This window comes from Streptomyces sp. L-9-10 (assembly GCF_004151105.1).
Taxonomy (GTDB): Bacteria; Actinomycetota; Actinomycetes; order Streptomycetales; family Streptomycetaceae; genus Streptomyces.
On the sequence record NZ_PHRF01000036.1, the window covers coordinates 1 to 15,654 of the forward strand.

Here is a 15,654-nt window from a genome sequence, read left to right on the forward strand (position 1 = left end):
CTCGGTACTCGACGGTGAGGCCGAACAGGTCGCTGTCGATGCCGTCTTCGGGGAGGCAGTTGATCCGGTACTGGGTGGTCTGGGTGGTGGGCTCGGGCGTGGCCACGGGGTGCTGCTCCGGGGTTGGGTCGGGGGATTGTTGGGTGGTCACTGCTGCTGCGCCCCGTCCTCGGCCTGCACGCCGGGCCGGGCGGCGGCCAGGTCGCGCAGCAGTGCGCCGACGCCCCAGGCGGCTTCGGCGGCCTTCAGCCCAGCGTCGTCGTGCAGGCGGTCGCCCTCGGCCTTCGCTACGTCGGCGGCCTCGGTGAGCGTGGTGGTGCGGGCCTGCTCCAACTCGGCACGCAGGCGGTCCCGCTCTTCGATCAGGTCGTGCACCCTGCGCTCGGAAACGTCGTACATGGTGCGCAGGTTGTCGTTCTGCCTGCGGATGGCGGCCGTGAAGGCGACCGTCGCGTTGGCCATCTCCTGCTGCTCCTCGTCCGCCACGACCATCACGGCGTCGGTGATGCCGAGCCCAGCAAGGTTGCGGTCAATCGGGTTCCAGCCCTTGAGCTTCGGCAGGCGGGCGTCTACCGCCTTGTCGTACTTCCGCTGGCGCTCGCGCCGGGTGTCGGGCTGCTCCCCGGCGGTGGGCTGCTGCGCCTCGTCGGCCATGTCGAGCAGCCCGGCAGCCAGCGCGCGGGGGATACAGGTGTCGCAGCCTCCGCAGCCGCAGTCGTCGTCGTTGCCGACGAACGCGGCGGCTTCCCGGAGCACGGCGGCCCGGTCGTCGGGCTCGGGCAGCACAGCCAGCACCGCATCGGCGAACTGCTCCGGCGCGCCTTCTACCGCCGCCAACCTGCCGTGGTGCCAAACGCAGGGCTGGATGCGCTCCTTGGTGCACTCTGCCTCGGTCTTGTCGCAGTCGCCGGGGCAGGCGGCGTCACGGATGGCGTCGGCGATGCGGTCACGGAGGGCGGCCCGGTCGTGCGGCTGTCCGGCGGCGGTACGGATCGCGGCCACCACCTCCTCCACCTTGGCGGCCGGAACGTGAGCCGACTGCGGTTCGCCGTCGCCTTCGACTGAGATGGACAGCACGTCCGTGAGGCCGCCCGTGTTCAGGTTGGGCAGGAGACGAGCTGACAGGCAGAACCCGTCCTCGTCGACGTATCGGTACGGCTCGGGCTGGTCGGTCATGGGTTCTCCTGGGGTGTGTGGAAGGCTGTCGGGGCGCCCGCCCCTGATAGCGACAGGGGCGGGCGTACTGCGTGTCACGGGGTGGGGTTGGCCAGGGCGAGCAGGACGGCGGCGTGGCAGTGGTCCGGGGCGCCGGGCTCAGGCAGCGGGCAGTAGCAGGCGAGGTCCTTGCCGCGCAGTTCCGGAAGGGCTTCGACGAGACGCTTCCGGGTGGCAGCCGCCTCAGCGCCCATCCACCAGTCGTCGCTGCCGCTCACCCAGGACTTGAACGCCAGCGCGCATGTCTCGCGGGCCTGCTCCGGGGTTTCGGCTCCGAGCCACTCCATGGCCCCGGCGAGGGTGAACGGGTTTCCGAAGCGGCTGGGGCGGGTGACGATCACGCAGTTGTCGGGCTTGCGCCATCCCTTGGTTCGGCGGCGCTGAATGCGGGTGGGCTGGTTGATCATGGCGAGGTCCTTAGGTTGGCTAACGTTCTGCGTAGGTGGGGCGTAGCGGTCAGGCGGCTGCGGGTTCGTCGGTGATGTGCAGTTCCCACCCGCTGGCGAGGAGGCGTCCAGCGACGTAGTGGGCGGCTTCGTCGGGGTTCTGCTGTTCGGCTGGGGTGGTGCGGCGGTAGTCGTCGAGCGCGGCGGCGATGGTGGTGACGGCGGCCTGCGGCATGTGGGTCATCGGCTGGCCTGGGAGCGGGCGCGTTCGTACCTCTCGAAAGCGGCGGTGAACGCGTCGTCGGTGCCGCCTCGGTCGGGGTGCGCGGCGGTCATGGCCGCCTTCAGCTCGCTGAGGCTCGGCGCCTGCGGCCGGTGGATGACGGGCTCGGACAGGTAGACGGTCAGGTCCGGCTCCCACCATCCGCCCGATAGCCGCAGGACTTTGCCGTCCGCTTCGAGGCGCTGCCGGTCAACGAACCGGGTCCAGCCGTTGATCTCGTAGTAGACGCGCTTCGGGGTCTTCTTGATGATGCGGAACTTCACAACGCGGGGCGGTTGGTAGTGGGTGGAGTCGTCGTCGACGGTGCTGTCGATGCCGTACAGGTACTCGACGGGGGCGGGTTGGGTGCTCATGCGGCGTCTCCGTTCGTCGTCGGCCAGGCGCCGGCCGGTGCCGGTGTGGCGGGGGCGAGTGCGTCGATGCGGGCCTGGTGTGGCGCGGGCAGTGGTCGGCGGTTGGAGGGCACAGTGCAGGGCTGGCCCACCGAGGCGTTGCAGTGCGGGCACGCGATCGCGCGGGCGGGATGCTGCGGGCGGCGGCTGCTCGGGGCGGCGGTCATGAGCGGGCCCGCTCGTTGGCGGCCATCTGTTCGAGGCGGGCGAGGGAGGCGGCGCGGCGGCGCTCGATCTCCGCCGGGGACTCCAGCGAGGCGTGCTCACCGCGGGCGACGCGGCCACGGGCCGTGTGCGGGTTCCGCAGTTCGCGGGGTCCGCGGTTGTCGCTGGTGGCTTCAACCCGGCAGGGACGGCCGATCGCAGCGCGGCATGTCGGGCACTGGACACCCAGTGGGCCGGGTCGGCGAACCCTGGCGACTTTCGCCGGCGTATCGCTGTTCGGGATCTTGCCGAAGCTGTCGACGACTCCTGAGATCAGTTCGGCGACCGGCCTGCGCTTCAGCTCGATGCCGTCTGCGGCGCTGGTGCGCTGTTCGCGGAGTGCGGCGAGGTAGGCGGGTACGTCGTCGGGGTCGGCGTCGGGTACGGCGGCGGGGAGGCCGGGGCCTTGGAAGTCGGAGGCGTTGTTGCCGCGGCGTCGTCGTATCTCGGTGATGATCTCGGAGGGGGACACGAAGGGCTGTTGGCGGGCGACGGTGGCGGCGGCGGTGCGTGCTTCGGTGAGGGGGTAGTTGCCGAGGACGTCGTGCCAGGCGTCGGGGGTGTATTCGTCGAACTTCTGCTGGGGGCACAGGGCCCGTACGTAGCGGGCGAGCACCACGGTTTCGTCGGGGGTCATGAGGACTCCTGCTGCATGCGGGTGCGGGCGCGGGTCATGGCGCGGTCGAACATGTCGTCGGTGGCTTGTTGCTGGCGGTCGCGGAAGGAGACGACGCTGCCGCTGGTGGGGCGTTGGGCTCGTTCGGAGGCCCATTTGGCGGATCGGCGGATCCACTTCTGCCATTCGGTGGGCCAGTTGCTGCGGTGGCGGCCTTCGGCGCGGTGGTGGTCGACGAACTGCGCGGTCTCGTAGTCGACGTCGAGGGTGGGGCCGAAGGTGTCGAGGGCCCAGCGGCGCATCGGGTCGGTGAGGGTGAATCCGGCGTCGTCGATGGGGGTGTTGAAACCGGTGTGGCTGGGGGGCCTGCTGTAGGAACCGACCTCCCCCCCAGAGGTTCCTGGTGGTTGTACTGATGGTTCCTTGATGGTTAGGGCGGCGTTCCGTGCGTGACGTCCGGACGCAGAGTGCGTGACGTCACGCTGTTCAAGTGCGTGACGTCCGGACGGAGAATGCGTGACATCCCCGTCGGTCACGTCGTTTGAGTGCGTGACCGTCACGCTGTCTGCGTGCGTGACAGCCTTCGAACGGGACCGGCGCTTCCGCTCCGCCGCAGCGCTTCGAAAGCTCTCCTCCTCCGCCTCCAAATCAGCCCAGTCCGAGGCCGGCCGGACGACCTTGAGGTTCAGCTTCCAGCGGGTGCAGCCGTTGACCATGCCGTCGGCCTCGATCAGGTTGCCGTCCTCCAGGCGCCGGAGCGCGCGCTGGACGGTGCGCCGGTCGTAGCCGGTGCGGTACTGGAGGCGGAGCACCGAGGGGTAAGCGCCCGTGCCGTTCTTGTGGGCGTGCTCGGCGAGGGCCTGGAGGACACCGCGGGCTGTGGTGTCGGGCTTGCCCTTGTCGGTGAGCAGCATGGGGGCGTCGTCCATGGCCCACTTCACTGCCTCGATGCTCACGTGGTCTCTTCTCTCGGTAGGGCTGTCGCTGCTGGCTGCGGCTTGTGGGGGACAGCCCTCATGGCGGCTTCGCTCGGCCTGTTTTGGGGCCTGCGGCCTGCCTCAATAGTACCTTGGGGTGTGTAGTCACCAGCAATACGTAAGCAGTACGGTTCGGTAGCTTGGGGTGTGCTGTCACTGCACAGTCAGCTACGCTGTCGGCATGACGACGAAGGGCACCCCCGGCCGCATGGTCCGCATTGAGGAAGAGATGTGGACTGCGTACGGCGAGCTGTGCCAGGAGGAAGGAACGTCGCGAGCCGACGACATCCGCCGCCACGTCCACGCCCGCGTCAAGGCGTGGCGAGCCGGCAAGCGCAAGGCCAGCACCACTTCCTGACACGTCCGTCCTCCTCCGTTCTGGCCCCGCTGCGGCGGGGCTTTGTGCTGTGGTCTCGTCCGGGGCGGGGCTCGGGGCCGGCCGCCCCGGACGGTGGAGCGGGGTGGGTCAGAGGTGGTCGGCGATGGCCTCACCGATGCCCTCGACGAGCGCGATACGCATCTCGTCGGGCATGCCGGGCTCGAACGCGAAGTGGACGCGGGCGATGGGCTTTTCGTCTGCTCCGATGGTGATCGCCTGGTCCTCGGGCTCCAGCCCGTCCGCGCCGAGGTTCACGGCCCACTCGGACACGTTGGCGGCGCCGCTGATGAGGTCGTGGATCTTCCGCTGGGCGGCGTTGTATCCGTCCTCGTCCAGCAGGGTTTCCCACGTCTCGCCGGTGGCAGAGGATGGCACCTTGGCGTCGCACATGGCTTCGCCGACGGTGAAGTACTCGGGGTCGTCGGTGAGTTCGCGGTGCTGGGCGATGGCTTCGGCGCGGAGGTCGGCGTCGGTGTACGGGAGGTCGGTCACGGGGTGTGCCTTTCTGTGGTGTTCTGGTGGGGTGGCCGGGCCCGATACCCGCGGGCCCGGCCGTACGTACGGGACAGGTCAGGCGGTCTGGCGTGGCTCGTCGCCGAGCACGAACCGGGCGAGCTGGGCATCCGTGCCGTACTTCATGGCGTCGCCCACCTCGGCGAAGCCGGTCTTCTCCTCGATGGCCTGGGCGTCGCCCCAGCAGGGGATGCACAGCCAGCGCACGGGCGGCTCGGCCTCGTCCCAGGGCTGGGGCCCGCGCTGGTAGCTGAAGAGCATCCGGGGCCGGCCGCAGTAGTGGCACTTGCCTTCATGGGCGGTGCGGACGCGAATGATGTCGGCCTGCCTCTGAAGTTCGTCCTGGACGGCGTCCCAGGTGACGCCGCATCCGGTGCAGTCGCCGGGGCGGAAGAGGGAGCCGCCCGGGGCCTGGACGGGGAAGGAGTGCTTGCAGAGGGAGCTGGTCACGCGAGGTGTCCGTTCTGTTCGTATGCGTCGGCCGCGTCGGCGGCCTGCTGCTGGAGGGCGGCCTCCGCGCACGTCTTGTGCGCCGGGGACCGCTTGCTGTCGCGGAGGTGGGTCGGCCGGTCGCAGTACCGGCAGGGCTTCTCGGTCCAGGACCAGTGGGATTGGTCCCGCCAGTCGAGGAGCCCGCCAGGCGGCGGCTGCGGGCGCGGGCGGCGGGCGCTCATGCGGCGGCCCGTGCTTTGCGGCGGCGGGTGCGGGCGAGGTTGGCGCGCTGCTTGGGGGTTTTGCCGCCGCGGATGCCGGCCCGGCTTTCTTCGGCGCCGACTTCGGTGGCGAGTGCGTCGTCGAGGCAGGCGGTTTTGACGGGGCAGATGCCGCAGATCTTCTTGGCGGTGGCGGTGTCGGCGGGGTTGTCCGTGCGGGGGAAGAACACGCGGGTGTGGTTGAGGCAGGCGGCGTCGTCCCGCCAGTTGCTCGTGTTCGTCACGTGTCCGTCCTCGGATGGGGCGACGGCATGAGGCCCAGCATCTGGAGTACGGTCCGTGCCTCCGTGCTGCTGGCCTGGTCGACGACAAGTCGCGCGGCTTTCCGCTCGGTGTCGGTGAGTTCAGCGGGTGCCTCTGCCACTCGTGCAGGACCGGTGCGAAGTGCGCGGTCGTGTGCGGCGTTGGCGGCCCGGCATGCTTCGTCGGTCGGCTCGCCGCGGCGGAGGTGGCGCTGGTAGGCGGACCGGGTGCCGCAGAGCGGCGTTTTTCTTGTCATCGGGCCACCGCCGGTGTCTGCTCGGGCCACGCCACGCCCTCCAGCGCCCGCGTGTGCGTGGGCGGCAGACTCGCCGTGGGGTAGCCGAGCCAGTGCAGGCCGAGGTGCGCCATCGAGGCGGCGTCGGACATGTCGTACCGGCCGGGCCCGTCGCACTCGATCCCGAAGTGCTGGCGTACGCCGTCCCGCACGGCGCCCTTCGAGGCGTTGCCCTTGCCGGTGGCGTACATGGCGCGCTGCGAGGGCGGGCACACCGCGTACGGAATCTCGCGGCGCCACAGGTCGTGGGTGATGAGCCACCACAGGCCGGCCATTTCGTGGTGTCCGGCCATCGCGCCGTGCCCGTACGAGGGGCCCTCGATGACGACGAGGTCAGCGAGGCGCGTGCGGTCGGCGATCTCGGTACGGAGCCAGGACAGGCGGAGGTGGCCGCGGGCGTGGGTTTTGCGGGGGCGGAGGGCGTCGGCCCAGTCGGCTCCGGCGATGCCGCAGGAGGTGAGGGACGGGTCGAGGCCGATGACGAGGGGCCGGGGGGCCTCCCCCGCCGCCGGCGCGGGGGCCGGGGCGGGGGTCACGTCGAACAGGGTGGTCACAGCATGCTGCCCTTCGGTCCGGGCTCGGGCTTGTCGGTGCGGTGCTGCTGCCACAGGGCGCCGTCCGCGATGGCGGGGCTGTCGAGCCCGAGCGCGGCGTCGAGGCGCTGCTGGAGCCGGTCCGCGCGGCGGGTCTGCGTGGTGAGCGCGGCGGACAGTCGCGCGGCGGCGCGAGTCATGCGGACGATGCGCCGCTCGTAGCCCATCGCGTCCTGGAGCTGCTCGCTGAGGTGCGTGTTGCGGGCGGCGGTGCGCCGGGCGGCGCTGAGGTGCGCGGCGGCGTCGCGGCGGGCGTCGTCGCGCTGGTCGACGAGCCGCTCGATCTGCGCGCGCATGTCGGTGTACCGGGTGCGGGAGATCCACATCAGGCGTCACCGCCCCGCTGGCGAGGGATGAGCGGCCAAGCGCCCTCGACTACCGCCGTCGGGTCTTTCCGCCGGAAGTACTCCTGAAGGGACGCGGCCTGCTCGGCGGCCCATCCGACCTGCGCGTGGTGCAGGTCGGCCAGCGTCATCCGGGCCACCTGCTCGTACAGGGTGGCCTGTCGCCAGGCGACGCGGCACGCGGCGATCGCGTCGGCGTCGGCCTGGTGGGCGTCGCCGATCGGTACGGCGTAGTGCTCGCACAGGGCGGTGAGCTTCCGGCTTCCGCGCCGGTACTTGTCGACGGCCTTGTCGATGACGAACGGGTCGATCACGGGCCCGTCCGGCAGCGGGTCGAGGCCGTATCGTTCGGCTTCGCGGTCCAGCAGCGTGATGTCGTAGCGGGCGTTCATCGCGACGATCGGCAGGCCCGCAGTGATCGCCTGCCCGAGCCCGGCAAGGAGTTCAGCGACGACCTGCGCGAGCGGCGCGCCCTCAGCGCGGGCTCGGTCGGTGGTGACGCCGTGGATGGCGGCGGCCTCGTCGGGGATCTCCTCGCCGTCCACGTCGGACAGCCACGTCGCAGAGTCGACGGGCTGTCCGCCGCCGCACTGGACGATGCACGCGGTGACGATGCGGGCGGTGAGGGGGTCGGGGCCGGTGGTCTCCAGGTCGAAGCCGGCCATGCGGCCGAGGTGCCAGCTCACGCGGCACCCCCAGCAGCGCGCTCCTTGCCGATACGGACGACCATGTCGCCCGCCCGCTCCTCGTCGCCGACCTCGTTCGTCAGCAGCGCGCCCAACTGGCCGGTCTGCTTCAGCTCGTAGTGGATCTGTCGGAGGCGTCCGGCGCTGGTCTGCGGGTGGGTGATCTCGTCGAGGTACTGGACGGCGGGCCGAATGGGCGCCTCGCCGCGCTCGACGTGGGAGGAGTCCGGGTCCTTGTCGTGGGTCGGCGTGAGACCACCGGTCAGGAGCAGCACCCGCAGCGCCACGGACTGGGCCTTGGCCGTGCCCTTGTCCGCGGAGTCGAGCGCCTCGCCCCGCGTCTTCAGCAGCGCGGGCAGGGTGTCGCCCTTGGGGCCCATGACCATCCACGAGACGGTCACGGTGCACTCGCGCATCTTGTTGCCCTTGGACGTGGTGGTGTCCCGGTGCTCCGCGTCGATGCCGACGGGGAAGATGTTGATGCCGTGCCGGAGGGTGACCGGGCCGAAGGTGTTGACGACGGTGTCGACGCCACGGAAGTTGAAGCGGGTGCCGCCGCCGTTGTACTGCTCGTTCTTGGAGATGGCGCGCACGTCCTTACGGACGCGAAGCCACGCGATGTGGACCGGCACCATCTCCGGGTCCTCGTCGCCCGGCTCGTAGTTGGCCATCGGGTCCGGCGCCGGAGCCGGGCCGGGGATTGAGTCGAGGACGGCGGGGAGTTCGGCGTCATCGGCCGGGGCATTGGTGCGGCCGGCCGCAGCCGCCGCGCGCTCGGTCAGCGTGCTCACAGGGTGTGCTCCTCACGGATGGCGCGGGGGATGTTCAGACGGCGCGAGACGCGGTCTTCGACGCAGTCGGCGTAGGCGTCCGGCCAGCGCTCAGCAAGCCGCTCGGTGTCGACGTACTCGCGGGACTGCTCGTCGAGGCTGTAGAAAGTGCGGTCCAGGACCATGGCCTGATCCGCGCCGCCGAGGGCGGAGATCATCACGGCCTTCGCCGTCTTCTTGCGTCGTCCGGCTTCGGTCTCGGCGGTGTGCGCTTCGAGGTACTCGGAGAGGGCGTCCTGCGCGTCGCCGTCACGGGTCAGATCGACCGCACCGTTGCGGGCGGGGTGCAGCTGCTCGTAGAGATCGAGCAGGACATCCGGGTCCGCGTCGTGCGGCAGGACAGGCGGGCGGCGGGTGACGATCTGCTGCCATGCCCGCTCACCGGCTGCGCGGAGGTCCTCGATGAGCTGCTGATGGTCGGCGACCCGTACGACGAACTGCCGGTAGTCGTTGCCGCCGATCAGCACGCCGACGTGGACGTGGTCGTAGCCGCAGACGTCGGCCTGCCACAGGGTCTGGGCGAGGACATCGTCCGGGCAGCCCTTTCGCCACATCGGGGCTTTCATCTTGTCGCGGCATTTGATCTCCACCGCGCATCGCTCGCGTTCGGTGGCGAGCGGGCATTCGAGGACTCGGCGGTCCAGGGTGCACATCTGCCATGGCCGGTCGACGTTTGCGACGAGGCCGACGCGGCGGACGACGGAGCGGTTGCGGCGGGCCCACTCGCGGGCCACGGTGTCCTCGATCGCTCGTCCCCACAGGGCGGGTTCGCTGTCGTCGTTCTCCAGCGGGAGTCCGCCGGTCTTGTCGTGGTAGACGGAGAGGGCGTTGCCGTAGCGGCTGATGCCGAGGATCGCGGCGAGGTCGGAGGAGCCGAGGCCGTTTCGGCGGGCGGTGAGCCAGTCGGCGCGGTCGGCGTCGGCGGGGAGGATGAGTCGGCCGGTGGGTGTGACCCTGCGGCCGGCGGCCGGGGCCGAAGCCCCGGCCTGCGCGACGGTCGTCACAGGGCATCGCCGCCCTGCGGCCGGTGGGTGACCCTGTGCCAGGAGTCCAGATCCTCGCTGTTGATGTCGGCAGCGAGGGCCGCGTTGGACGCCTGCTCGACGGTGGCGGCGGCGAGGGCGAGCGTCGCGTGGACCTGTGCCAGACCGGTGAGTGTGAGCGCGTCACTCGAATCCGGGTGGCGGGCGGCGATCTTGGCGAGTTCCTCGGCTTTGCGGTAGTGCTCGGGTCCGGTCATCGCTGGCCGTCCTTCCGGGTGGTGAGGCGGTAGAAGCGGCGCCCCTTCTCGTCGTGCTCGACGAGCCACCCCATGGCGCGCAGAGACTGGAGATCGCGGCGGCAGGTGGCGCGCTTGGGAGCCTGGGAGAGGTAGAAGCGCCGCACGTTTTCGGTGGTCCAGGTGCGGCCGGGGTGCTTGCGGATGTGAGCGAGGAGGTCGGCGAGCCGGTCGCGGAGGACAGCGGCTGCGGCCCACTCGCCGGACTGCTCGGGCTGGGGAGTGACCGCAGCCCCGGCAGGGGTGGTCTTCTCCTCCGGCCCAGCGGCCTCGTCGGCGTAGCGGAGGACCAGCGCGGCGGCGGGGTGCCCGACTCGGTCGAGCATCTCGGCGACCTCGGCCAGCGTCTCGGTACGGACCTCGTCCCGGTACCGCTTGATCCGGGTGCTGGCCCATCCCTCAGGCTGCGGGAGTTTCTGGGCTGCGGGCGTGGTGAGGAGGTCGGAGTGCAGCGTCTCGCGGGCGTTCATGCCGTCCTCCGTTCGGGCAGCGACGGCACCGCCGTGATCCGCTGCGGGTTGAACCGCGACAGCCGCCCGATCACCGCGTCCAGCTCATTCCGCAGCCGCAGCGCGTCCGACAGGCTGATGTCGATCTCGGCCGTGTCGAGCGCCGCCGCGTCCTCCACCGCTTCGGTCAGCGCGTCCAACTCGCCTTCGCGCGGGGACTGGACGGCCTCGGCGAGTGCGTCGAGCTGGGTGATGACGTCCTCGCGGGCGTCGTTGTCACCCCAGTGCTGGACGAGGCCGATCAGGGTGTGGTGGCGGATGAGGTCGACGCGGAGGATGCCGCGCAGCCAGTCAGATCGGAGCCGTACGGACAGCGGCGGTTTCGTGCTGGGGTTCAGGTCAGCGGGCATTGCGGCCTCCGATGCGGTCCAGCAGGGCGAGGAGACGGTCAAGGGGGTGGCGGCCGTCGAGCACGGCGACGAGGACGCAGCCGCTGAGGCCCCAGGTGACGGAGGCGGCGGCGATGATGCGGAGAACGGTGTCCATCACTCGCCACCACCCGAGGCGGCCGAGCCGGGCGCGGTGTTGTGCGCGTGCTGCGCCTCAGCGATCAGACGCCACGTCATACACGCTTTCTCAATCTCCGCGAGCGTGGCTTCGTCCCCGGCCTCGGGCCGGTAGTAGTTGATGGCCGCAGCCGCCAACTCCCCCAGAAACTCCGAGCGGTCGTCGTCGTCCATCAGCGCGACCCACGGGAACGCGGGGCCGTACTCCTTGGCCGGGGCCTGCGCGGCCTTCAGCACGGCGACCCGGTCGCGGGCGCGTCCCCAGCCCTTCACGGCCGCCTCTGTGTCCTGCGCCTTGGCCGCGAGGTCCGCCTCCAGCTCGGCGACCCGCGCCCGCAGCTTGTCGACCTCGGCAACCGGGGTCAGCAAGTTGAGCGCGTTGGCCCACGGGTTGTTTCCAGACGAGTGCTCTCCGATGACTTCCTCGGGAGCGACAGCCTGAGCGAACTCGTCGAGCGCGTCGTGCATGCCGTCGCGCTCGGCCAGCGCTTCGTCAGAGATCTTGTCCAACTCGGCGACCTTGGACCGCAGCCGCTCGTTCTCCTCCAACAGCTTCCGCGCCACCGGGTCCCGACGGGCGTGGTCCTCCTCGAACGCGGCCTGCATCTCGTCGTGGTTCGCGTCGTCCCGCAGCCACGCCCGGACGGCAGCGCGAGCCGCCACCGTCGCCGGATCTTCTACGGCCCACCCGCGCTCGTAGTGCTCGTGGGCCACGTCCAGCACCTCGGGCCAAGCACGGTCCTTCAGCCCCTGGAACCGCTCGGCGGGCAGCATGTACGAGACGCGCGCCACCTCGGGGATCTGCACGTATACCTGCGTCTGCTTCTCACGCGGGCGCAGCAGGTCGTACGAGTCCAGGGTGATCCGGACGCTGATCGAGTCGCTCATGCCGACACCTCCGCAGCGTCCCCAGCCGCATACAGCACCGCGACAACCGACTCCACCGTCCGGCCCGGCACGTCACCCCACGCGGCAATGTGCTCCTCCAGCGAGAAAATGTCCCCCCAGTACGGGCCCATCTCGCCGCCGACCTCCAGCCGCAGCGCCAGCACAGCGATCGACTCGTCCGCCAGCAACGACGTAGCGTGCGGGTCTCCGGTGGTCGCGCACTTCAGAGCCGCGACGATCGACATCGGACGCAGGAAGTGCGGGACGCACATCTCCCGGTCGAACACGTCCGGCACGAAGTCGCCCTGCCAGTGACCGTTCGCCGCGATCACACGGGCCGCAGCCCGGAACACGGCCGACACGTTCGCCGGGCGGGGAACGTCAACGTCCACGCGGACCGTCCGCCGGTGACCGGCGGGCAAATCCGTAGGACGGATAGTCTGTGTACTCAAGGTGATCCACTTCCTTCTTCTTGTGGGTGAGGTGGATTGCCGAGGGGTCGCAACGGACCGGCCAGGGTCCGGGCGGCCCCGCTTCATCAGGTGAGTCAGGCGCCGCGACGAGACGGCAGCGGCTTCAGATGCACCAGCGGATGCGAGCCACCCGCCGGTGCCGAAGCCAGCGCGAGCGGCCCCGTAGACGGCTCGTAGTGATGGATCTGGTCGATGCGCTCAAGATCCGCGTCGGAGAACGTCACGACTCGGCCCTTCTTCGAGTGCGGCAGACGCCTGATGTGGCGCCGCAGCCACGACTCCTCGACGCGCAACTCGGCGGCGGCTTCGGCGTACGTGTAGCGCTTCATACCGCCACCGCCGCAGGCGGTTGACTGCTGCGCACCGCCCTGCCGACCGGGATCCAGAGGACCAGCAGGTCGACACCGATCCGGGATGCGATCGCCTCGGCTATCTCGAAAGGGACGGCTTCCTGCTCGCCGGTGAGGAGGTGCCCGATGGTGCTGTGGTGCTGGATGCCGGCGGCGTCTGCCAGCCCGCGGATGGTGATGGGCTGACCGTCGCCTGTGCGCTTCATGAGAGTCCGCAGGACAGTGCGATCGGCCAGCTTGTACATGGGTGTGCTCACGTCCACCTCGTCAGACGAGTTGTTCTTTTCGTTGGACGAGATGAGCATCGCACGAGACCGACGAGTTGTCTATCTCGTTGGATAAGTGGGGGTATTCAGCCGTGGCGAGTGAAGTCCGGCCAGAAGTGGGGGGTCGCCTGGCGGTGGCGTTCAGCGGCATGGACAATCTGTCGATGGCAACGGACAGGCGATAGCCGGTGAACTGGGGGTACTCGACATGCGTACCACTGGCCACATAGACATCTGGACTCTGGCTACAACACTTCGGAGTGGCAGGATGACCGTTATGGTCGAGCCCCAAAACAGGACAGACTTGTCTGATCTACTGCGCACCAGGCGGGCTGAGCTCGGGCTGAGTCTCCGCAAGCTGGCGGAGAGGTGTGTCGACCCTGAAGACCCGGAAGCCGGCCAGAAGTGGAAGTTCGGGGTCATTGACCGCCTGGAGAAGAATCTTCCGATCATCCCGCCGGAGCTCGGGGAGCTGCGCGCGCTGGCGGCTGGCCTCCAGGTGCATCTCAGTCGAGTGCAAGAGGCGGCCGGTAGGCAGTTCTTCGGAATCCAGAGTCTCTGGTTCGACGACCTGGAGATGATGACGCTCGTCCACGACTATCAGGCGATGAGTCCTGCGGACCGCGAGCGGCTTCGGGAGATTGCCCAGGCGTGGAGCACTCGGCGCAGTGGAGAGCCTGGCGAGGAACCTGACGCTGAGTGATGTTTTTGTAACCTCTTGTGAAGTCGATCTGGGGCGTGCACGATGGATGCCCTGCCTGGGGGGCGGAATGATCGGCTCCAGCAATCCATATCGAACTGATGTGCGTATTGCTGGTTAAGGGGATGGGCACAAAGATGATCTACGAAGTAACCCGGGTGCAGTTCGAACTCGTGTCACGGAGGAAGTTCCCAAGAGGTCGCGCCTGCCTCCTCCGAGAGGAAGCAGGCGCCATCACCGTCAGCATCCGGAGGGGGCAAGCGCGGAAGCGACTGTGCAGCACGCTAAACGGCCTGCACGGCGAGATTCTGGGCCGCCGGGGGAGATGGGCCCAGGACTGGGACGAGGCCGACGGACCCGGCAGAGTCGATCAAGCACCGAAGGGCCTGCACCTCGCACACGTTGAATGGAGAATCGTTCCCGCGGCCTACCTGCCGCCCGGCGTCCCGTGCCTGCCGCTTGAGGAGAAAGGCCGCTTCGTCTGGCTGATCTGCGAGGGCTACGCCTCCCCGCAGGTCTGTGAGGAGATGAACGCCTACCTCGCCCGCATCACAGGAGACGGGCTCTGGCGGCAACAGTGGGGCTGCCCCGGCGAGGAGCCGCCCCAGCCGCCCGCAGAGCCCTAGACGATCGCCACGGCGCGCAGGCCCTCAGTGCGGGGGATCTGCGTGCCGAGGGCGGCCTCCACCGCCGCCGTGATCTCGTCATCCAGCGCACGGACCAGGTGCCCGTAGCGGTCCACCGTCGTTGAGATCGATTCGTGTCCCAGGCGAAGCTGAATCGCGGGCAGCGGCACGTTCGCCCCGATCAGCCACGCCACGTGCGTGTGCCGCAGATCGTGGATGCGCGGCTCCTTCGGCAGACCCTTCGCGACTGCGGCCTTCACCGCCGGCCGCCACTTCCTGTTATAGAAGTTGGCGTGCCGCCACGGGCCGCCCATCGCCGCACGGAAGACGTAGTCGCCAGGCTTGCGTCCTGTCTTCAGGCGCCGGGCCATGTCGACTTGGACGGGGGACAGGGCCATCAGCCGCCGGGCCTTCTTGGTCTTCGGCGGCCCTAGGTAGAAGGCGCCGCCCGGCTCGCCCTTCTTGGCCTTCTTCCAGGCGCGCTGGACGTTGACGGTGGGCCTCTCGGCGGTGAGGTTCAGGTCGCTGATCTTGAGAGCAGTGGCCTCGCCCCAGCGCATGCCCGTGCCCACGAGCCAGTCGGCGAGGTTCCGGGCGTCCGGATCGGTGATCTCGGCGGCGATCCGCTGGTACTCGTCGCGCTCCAGAAACGTCATCTCCTCATCGACGTGGTTGTCGGTGCGGGGGAGGTCGGTCTTCTTGCAGCAGTTCGTCGTCCGCAGCTGAGGAGTGGCGTCCACGGCCGACTGAATGATGCAGAAGAGGAGCCCATGCCGGTTGGCAATGGATTTGGGGTCTGCGGGCCTTCTGAGCCACTTCTCGGGGTCGTCAGGGTGCCGTTCGCCCTTCTTCTCCGCGCGGACCCAGTCGCTGATGTCGTCGTCCACCAGATTGCCGATGGTTGCGGGGTGCTCCCTGCCTGCCGCGTCGGTGTGCCGGAGCAGAGAGAAGTGGATCCGGACCTCACGGAGGTAGTCCTCTTCGGTGCGTTCGTCGATGCCATTGAGGCGGGTGACGTACCGCTCGGCGTACGGCCCAAAGGGGACGTCGCCGGGGATCTCGGGTTCTGTGATGAATCCCTTGCCGCGTACCCAGCCGTGCGGCCACTTGTTGCCGTGCGCCTCGACCAGCTTCTTGAAGGTCTCGGCGCCCTCGGGGTCGCCGAACTTCTCGGATTCCTGCTTGCCGCCCTGGCGCCACTTCACCTGGTAGGTGGCGGTGCCGTCCTTCTTGGGTCGTTCCACGATGCTCGCCATGTGGGGACAATACGACCGTAGATGAGGGCCCGTGTTCCCGTCGTGTTCCCAAAGTTCTGGGAACGACGAAGGCCCGACCTGTTTCCACAGGTCGGGCCTTGATCAATCAGGGTGAGTAACGGGACTTGAACC

Annotated in this window: 28 protein-coding genes; 3 read left to right on the plus strand and 25 right to left on the minus strand. The window is 69.4% G+C overall.

Annotated elements, in window-relative coordinates:
* Positions 1 to 147: 147 nt before the first annotated feature.
* The 6 genes from CU044_RS10470 to CU044_RS10490 form a co-directional block, all read right to left on the minus strand.
* Complete coding sequence (locus tag CU044_RS10470; protein ID WP_129768239.1) at positions 148 to 1,176, minus strand: hypothetical protein; 1,029 nt, start codon at positions 1,174 to 1,176, stop codon at positions 148 to 150.
* Between the two features lie 74 nt (positions 1,177 to 1,250).
* Positions 1,251 to 1,622: a DUF4326 domain-containing protein gene (locus tag CU044_RS10475; protein ID WP_129768240.1), complete on the minus strand. Its 372-nt coding sequence runs from the start codon at positions 1,620 to 1,622 to the stop codon at positions 1,251 to 1,253.
* 49 nt (positions 1,623 to 1,671) lie between these two features.
* Positions 1,672 to 1,845, minus strand: coding sequence for a hypothetical protein (locus tag CU044_RS38450; RefSeq protein WP_165371842.1), 174 nt, complete (start codon positions 1,843 to 1,845; stop codon positions 1,672 to 1,674).
* Positions 1,842 to 2,237: a hypothetical protein gene (locus CU044_RS10480; protein WP_129768241.1), complete on the minus strand. Its 396-nt coding sequence runs from the start codon at positions 2,235 to 2,237 to the stop codon at positions 1,842 to 1,844. The genes CU044_RS38450 and CU044_RS10480 overlap by 4 nt, the downstream gene beginning before the upstream one ends.
* Before the next feature lie 202 nt (positions 2,238 to 2,439).
* A complete protein-coding gene (locus tag CU044_RS10485; RefSeq protein ID WP_129768242.1) occupies positions 2,440 to 3,117 on the minus strand; it encodes a hypothetical protein in 678 nt (225 codons plus the stop codon).
* Positions 3,114 to 4,052 (minus strand): helix-turn-helix domain-containing protein, encoded by a 939-nt coding sequence (locus CU044_RS10490; RefSeq protein WP_129768243.1) that lies wholly within the window; start codon positions 4,050 to 4,052, stop codon positions 3,114 to 3,116. Before CU044_RS10490 ends, CU044_RS10485 begins: the two co-directional genes overlap by 4 nt.
* 202 nt (positions 4,053 to 4,254) lie before the next feature.
* Between CU044_RS10490 and CU044_RS38455 the strand changes: the two genes are divergently transcribed.
* A complete protein-coding gene (locus CU044_RS38455; protein WP_165371843.1) occupies positions 4,255 to 4,431 on the plus strand; it encodes a hypothetical protein in 177 nt (58 codons plus the stop codon).
* Between the two features lie 108 nt (positions 4,432 to 4,539).
* Here the strand turns inward: CU044_RS38455 and CU044_RS10495 are convergent, their stop codons facing one another.
* From CU044_RS10495 to CU044_RS10570, 18 genes are all read right to left on the minus strand, one after another.
* Entirely contained in the window at positions 4,540 to 4,944 is a 405-nt protein-coding gene (locus CU044_RS10495; RefSeq protein ID WP_129768244.1) for a hypothetical protein, read from the minus strand.
* Positions 4,945 to 5,022: 78 nt separating this feature from the next.
* Positions 5,023 to 5,415 carry a hypothetical protein gene (locus tag CU044_RS10500; RefSeq protein WP_129768245.1) on the minus strand — a complete coding sequence of 131 codons (393 nt, stop codon included), beginning with the start codon at positions 5,413 to 5,415 and terminating at the stop codon, positions 5,023 to 5,025.
* Positions 5,412 to 5,639 carry a hypothetical protein gene (locus CU044_RS10505; protein WP_129768246.1) on the minus strand — a complete coding sequence of 76 codons (228 nt, stop codon included), beginning with the start codon at positions 5,637 to 5,639 and terminating at the stop codon, positions 5,412 to 5,414. Before CU044_RS10505 ends, CU044_RS10500 begins: the two co-directional genes overlap by 4 nt.
* Positions 5,636 to 5,902, minus strand: a complete 267-nt coding sequence (locus CU044_RS10510) for a WhiB family transcriptional regulator (RefSeq protein ID WP_129768247.1) — start codon at positions 5,900 to 5,902, stop codon at positions 5,636 to 5,638. Before CU044_RS10510 ends, CU044_RS10505 begins: the two co-directional genes overlap by 4 nt.
* Entirely contained in the window at positions 5,899 to 6,042 is a 144-nt protein-coding gene (locus CU044_RS38460) for a hypothetical protein (RefSeq protein WP_165371844.1), read from the minus strand. Before CU044_RS38460 ends, CU044_RS10510 begins: the two co-directional genes overlap by 4 nt.
* Positions 6,043 to 6,173: 131 nt before the next feature.
* Positions 6,174 to 6,770 carry a hypothetical protein gene (locus CU044_RS10515; protein WP_129768248.1) on the minus strand — a complete coding sequence of 199 codons (597 nt, stop codon included), beginning with the start codon at positions 6,768 to 6,770 and terminating at the stop codon, positions 6,174 to 6,176.
* Positions 6,767 to 7,135, minus strand: coding sequence for a hypothetical protein (locus CU044_RS10520; RefSeq protein ID WP_129768249.1), 369 nt, complete (start codon positions 7,133 to 7,135; stop codon positions 6,767 to 6,769). The genes CU044_RS10515 and CU044_RS10520 overlap by 4 nt, the downstream gene beginning before the upstream one ends.
* Positions 7,135 to 7,839: a 3'-5' exonuclease gene (locus tag CU044_RS10525; RefSeq protein ID WP_129768250.1), complete on the minus strand. Its 705-nt coding sequence runs from the start codon at positions 7,837 to 7,839 to the stop codon at positions 7,135 to 7,137. Before CU044_RS10525 ends, CU044_RS10520 begins: the two co-directional genes overlap by 1 nt.
* Positions 7,836 to 8,630: an ERF family protein gene (locus tag CU044_RS10530; protein WP_240045476.1), complete on the minus strand. Its 795-nt coding sequence runs from the start codon at positions 8,628 to 8,630 to the stop codon at positions 7,836 to 7,838. Before CU044_RS10530 ends, CU044_RS10525 begins: the two co-directional genes overlap by 4 nt.
* The gene (locus CU044_RS10535; protein ID WP_129768251.1) at positions 8,627 to 9,673 is read right to left on the minus strand and encodes a lambda-exonuclease family protein; all 1,047 of its coding nucleotides are present in this window, start codon (positions 9,671 to 9,673) and stop codon (positions 8,627 to 8,629) included. Before CU044_RS10535 ends, CU044_RS10530 begins: the two co-directional genes overlap by 4 nt.
* Positions 9,670 to 9,909: a hypothetical protein gene (locus tag CU044_RS10540; RefSeq protein WP_129768252.1), complete on the minus strand. Its 240-nt coding sequence runs from the start codon at positions 9,907 to 9,909 to the stop codon at positions 9,670 to 9,672. The genes CU044_RS10535 and CU044_RS10540 overlap by 4 nt, the downstream gene beginning before the upstream one ends.
* A complete protein-coding gene (locus tag CU044_RS10545; protein WP_129768253.1) occupies positions 9,906 to 10,418 on the minus strand; it encodes a hypothetical protein in 513 nt (170 codons plus the stop codon). The genes CU044_RS10540 and CU044_RS10545 overlap by 4 nt, the downstream gene beginning before the upstream one ends.
* The gene (locus CU044_RS10550; protein ID WP_129768254.1) at positions 10,415 to 10,807 is read right to left on the minus strand and encodes a hypothetical protein; all 393 of its coding nucleotides are present in this window, start codon (positions 10,805 to 10,807) and stop codon (positions 10,415 to 10,417) included. Before CU044_RS10550 ends, CU044_RS10545 begins: the two co-directional genes overlap by 4 nt.
* Positions 10,797 to 10,943 carry a hypothetical protein gene (locus CU044_RS38465; RefSeq protein ID WP_165371845.1) on the minus strand — a complete coding sequence of 49 codons (147 nt, stop codon included), beginning with the start codon at positions 10,941 to 10,943 and terminating at the stop codon, positions 10,797 to 10,799. Before CU044_RS38465 ends, CU044_RS10550 begins: the two co-directional genes overlap by 11 nt.
* Positions 10,943 to 11,851, minus strand: a complete 909-nt coding sequence (locus CU044_RS10555) for a hypothetical protein (RefSeq protein ID WP_129768255.1) — start codon at positions 11,849 to 11,851, stop codon at positions 10,943 to 10,945. The genes CU044_RS38465 and CU044_RS10555 overlap by 1 nt, the downstream gene beginning before the upstream one ends.
* Entirely contained in the window at positions 11,848 to 12,243 is a 396-nt protein-coding gene (locus CU044_RS10560; protein ID WP_129768256.1) for a hypothetical protein, read from the minus strand. Before CU044_RS10560 ends, CU044_RS10555 begins: the two co-directional genes overlap by 4 nt.
* A 155-nt stretch (positions 12,244 to 12,398) precedes the next feature.
* Entirely contained in the window at positions 12,399 to 12,653 is a 255-nt protein-coding gene (locus CU044_RS10565) for a helix-turn-helix domain-containing protein (RefSeq protein WP_129768257.1), read from the minus strand.
* On the minus strand, positions 12,650 to 12,979 hold the full coding sequence (locus CU044_RS10570) for a helix-turn-helix transcriptional regulator (RefSeq protein ID WP_240045477.1): 330 nt from the start codon (positions 12,977 to 12,979) through the stop codon (positions 12,650 to 12,652). Before CU044_RS10570 ends, CU044_RS10565 begins: the two co-directional genes overlap by 4 nt.
* 238 nt (positions 12,980 to 13,217) lie before the next feature.
* On the opposite strand from CU044_RS10570, the gene CU044_RS10575 reads away from it, so the two are divergent.
* Positions 13,218 to 13,643 (plus strand): XRE family transcriptional regulator, encoded by a 426-nt coding sequence (locus CU044_RS10575; RefSeq protein ID WP_129768258.1) that lies wholly within the window; start codon positions 13,218 to 13,220, stop codon positions 13,641 to 13,643.
* A 98-nt stretch (positions 13,644 to 13,741) separates the two neighbouring features.
* Positions 13,742 to 14,266 carry a hypothetical protein gene (locus tag CU044_RS10580; protein ID WP_129768259.1) on the plus strand — a complete coding sequence of 175 codons (525 nt, stop codon included), beginning with the start codon at positions 13,742 to 13,744 and terminating at the stop codon, positions 14,264 to 14,266.
* Here the strand turns inward: CU044_RS10580 and CU044_RS10585 are convergent.
* Entirely contained in the window at positions 14,263 to 15,522 is a 1,260-nt protein-coding gene (locus CU044_RS10585; RefSeq protein WP_129768260.1) for a site-specific integrase, read from the minus strand. The genes CU044_RS10580 and CU044_RS10585 overlap by 4 nt on opposite strands.
* Positions 15,523 to 15,654 lie beyond the last annotated feature (132 nt).

Excerpts from the sequence above, each read along its gene's own strand:
- CU044_RS10470 (WP_129768239.1), bottom strand. The coding sequence starts at position 1,176 with ATGACCGACCAGCCCGAGCCGTACCGATACGTCGACGAGGACGGGTTC.
- CU044_RS10475 (WP_129768240.1), bottom strand. The coding sequence starts at position 1,622 with ATGATCAACCAGCCCACCCGCATTCAGCGCCGCCGAACCAAGGGATGG.
- CU044_RS38450 (WP_165371842.1), bottom strand. The coding sequence starts at position 1,845 with ATGACCCACATGCCGCAGGCCGCCGTCACCACCATCGCCGCCGCGCTC.
- CU044_RS10480 (WP_129768241.1), bottom strand. The coding sequence starts at position 2,237 with ATGAGCACCCAACCCGCCCCCGTCGAGTACCTGTACGGCATCGACAGC.
- CU044_RS10485 (WP_129768242.1), bottom strand. The coding sequence starts at position 3,117 with ATGACCCCCGACGAAACCGTGGTGCTCGCCCGCTACGTACGGGCCCTG.
- CU044_RS38455 (WP_165371843.1), top strand. The coding sequence starts at position 4,255 with ATGACGACGAAGGGCACCCCCGGCCGCATGGTCCGCATTGAGGAAGAG.
- CU044_RS10505 (WP_129768246.1), bottom strand. The coding sequence starts at position 5,639 with ATGAGCGCCCGCCGCCCGCGCCCGCAGCCGCCGCCTGGCGGGCTCCTC.
- CU044_RS10520 (WP_129768249.1), bottom strand. The coding sequence starts at position 7,135 with ATGTGGATCTCCCGCACCCGGTACACCGACATGCGCGCGCAGATCGAG.
- CU044_RS10540 (WP_129768252.1), bottom strand. The coding sequence starts at position 9,909 with ATGACCGGACCCGAGCACTACCGCAAAGCCGAGGAACTCGCCAAGATC.
- CU044_RS10545 (WP_129768253.1), bottom strand. The coding sequence starts at position 10,418 with ATGAACGCCCGCGAGACGCTGCACTCCGACCTCCTCACCACGCCCGCA.
- CU044_RS10550 (WP_129768254.1), bottom strand. The coding sequence starts at position 10,807 with ATGCCCGCTGACCTGAACCCCAGCACGAAACCGCCGCTGTCCGTACGG.
- CU044_RS38465 (WP_165371845.1), bottom strand. The coding sequence starts at position 10,943 with ATGGACACCGTTCTCCGCATCATCGCCGCCGCCTCCGTCACCTGGGGC.
- CU044_RS10555 (WP_129768255.1), bottom strand. The coding sequence starts at position 11,851 with ATGAGCGACTCGATCAGCGTCCGGATCACCCTGGACTCGTACGACCTG.
- CU044_RS10565 (WP_129768257.1), bottom strand. The coding sequence starts at position 12,653 with ATGAAGCGCTACACGTACGCCGAAGCCGCCGCCGAGTTGCGCGTCGAG.
- CU044_RS10570 (WP_240045477.1), bottom strand. The coding sequence starts at position 12,979 with ATGCTCATCTCGTCCAACGAAAAGAACAACTCGTCTGACGAGGTGGAC.
- CU044_RS10575 (WP_129768258.1), top strand. The coding sequence starts at position 13,218 with ATGGTCGAGCCCCAAAACAGGACAGACTTGTCTGATCTACTGCGCACC.
- CU044_RS10580 (WP_129768259.1), top strand. The coding sequence starts at position 13,742 with ATGTGCGTATTGCTGGTTAAGGGGATGGGCACAAAGATGATCTACGAA.
- CU044_RS10585 (WP_129768260.1), bottom strand. The coding sequence starts at position 15,522 with ATGGCGAGCATCGTGGAACGACCCAAGAAGGACGGCACCGCCACCTAC.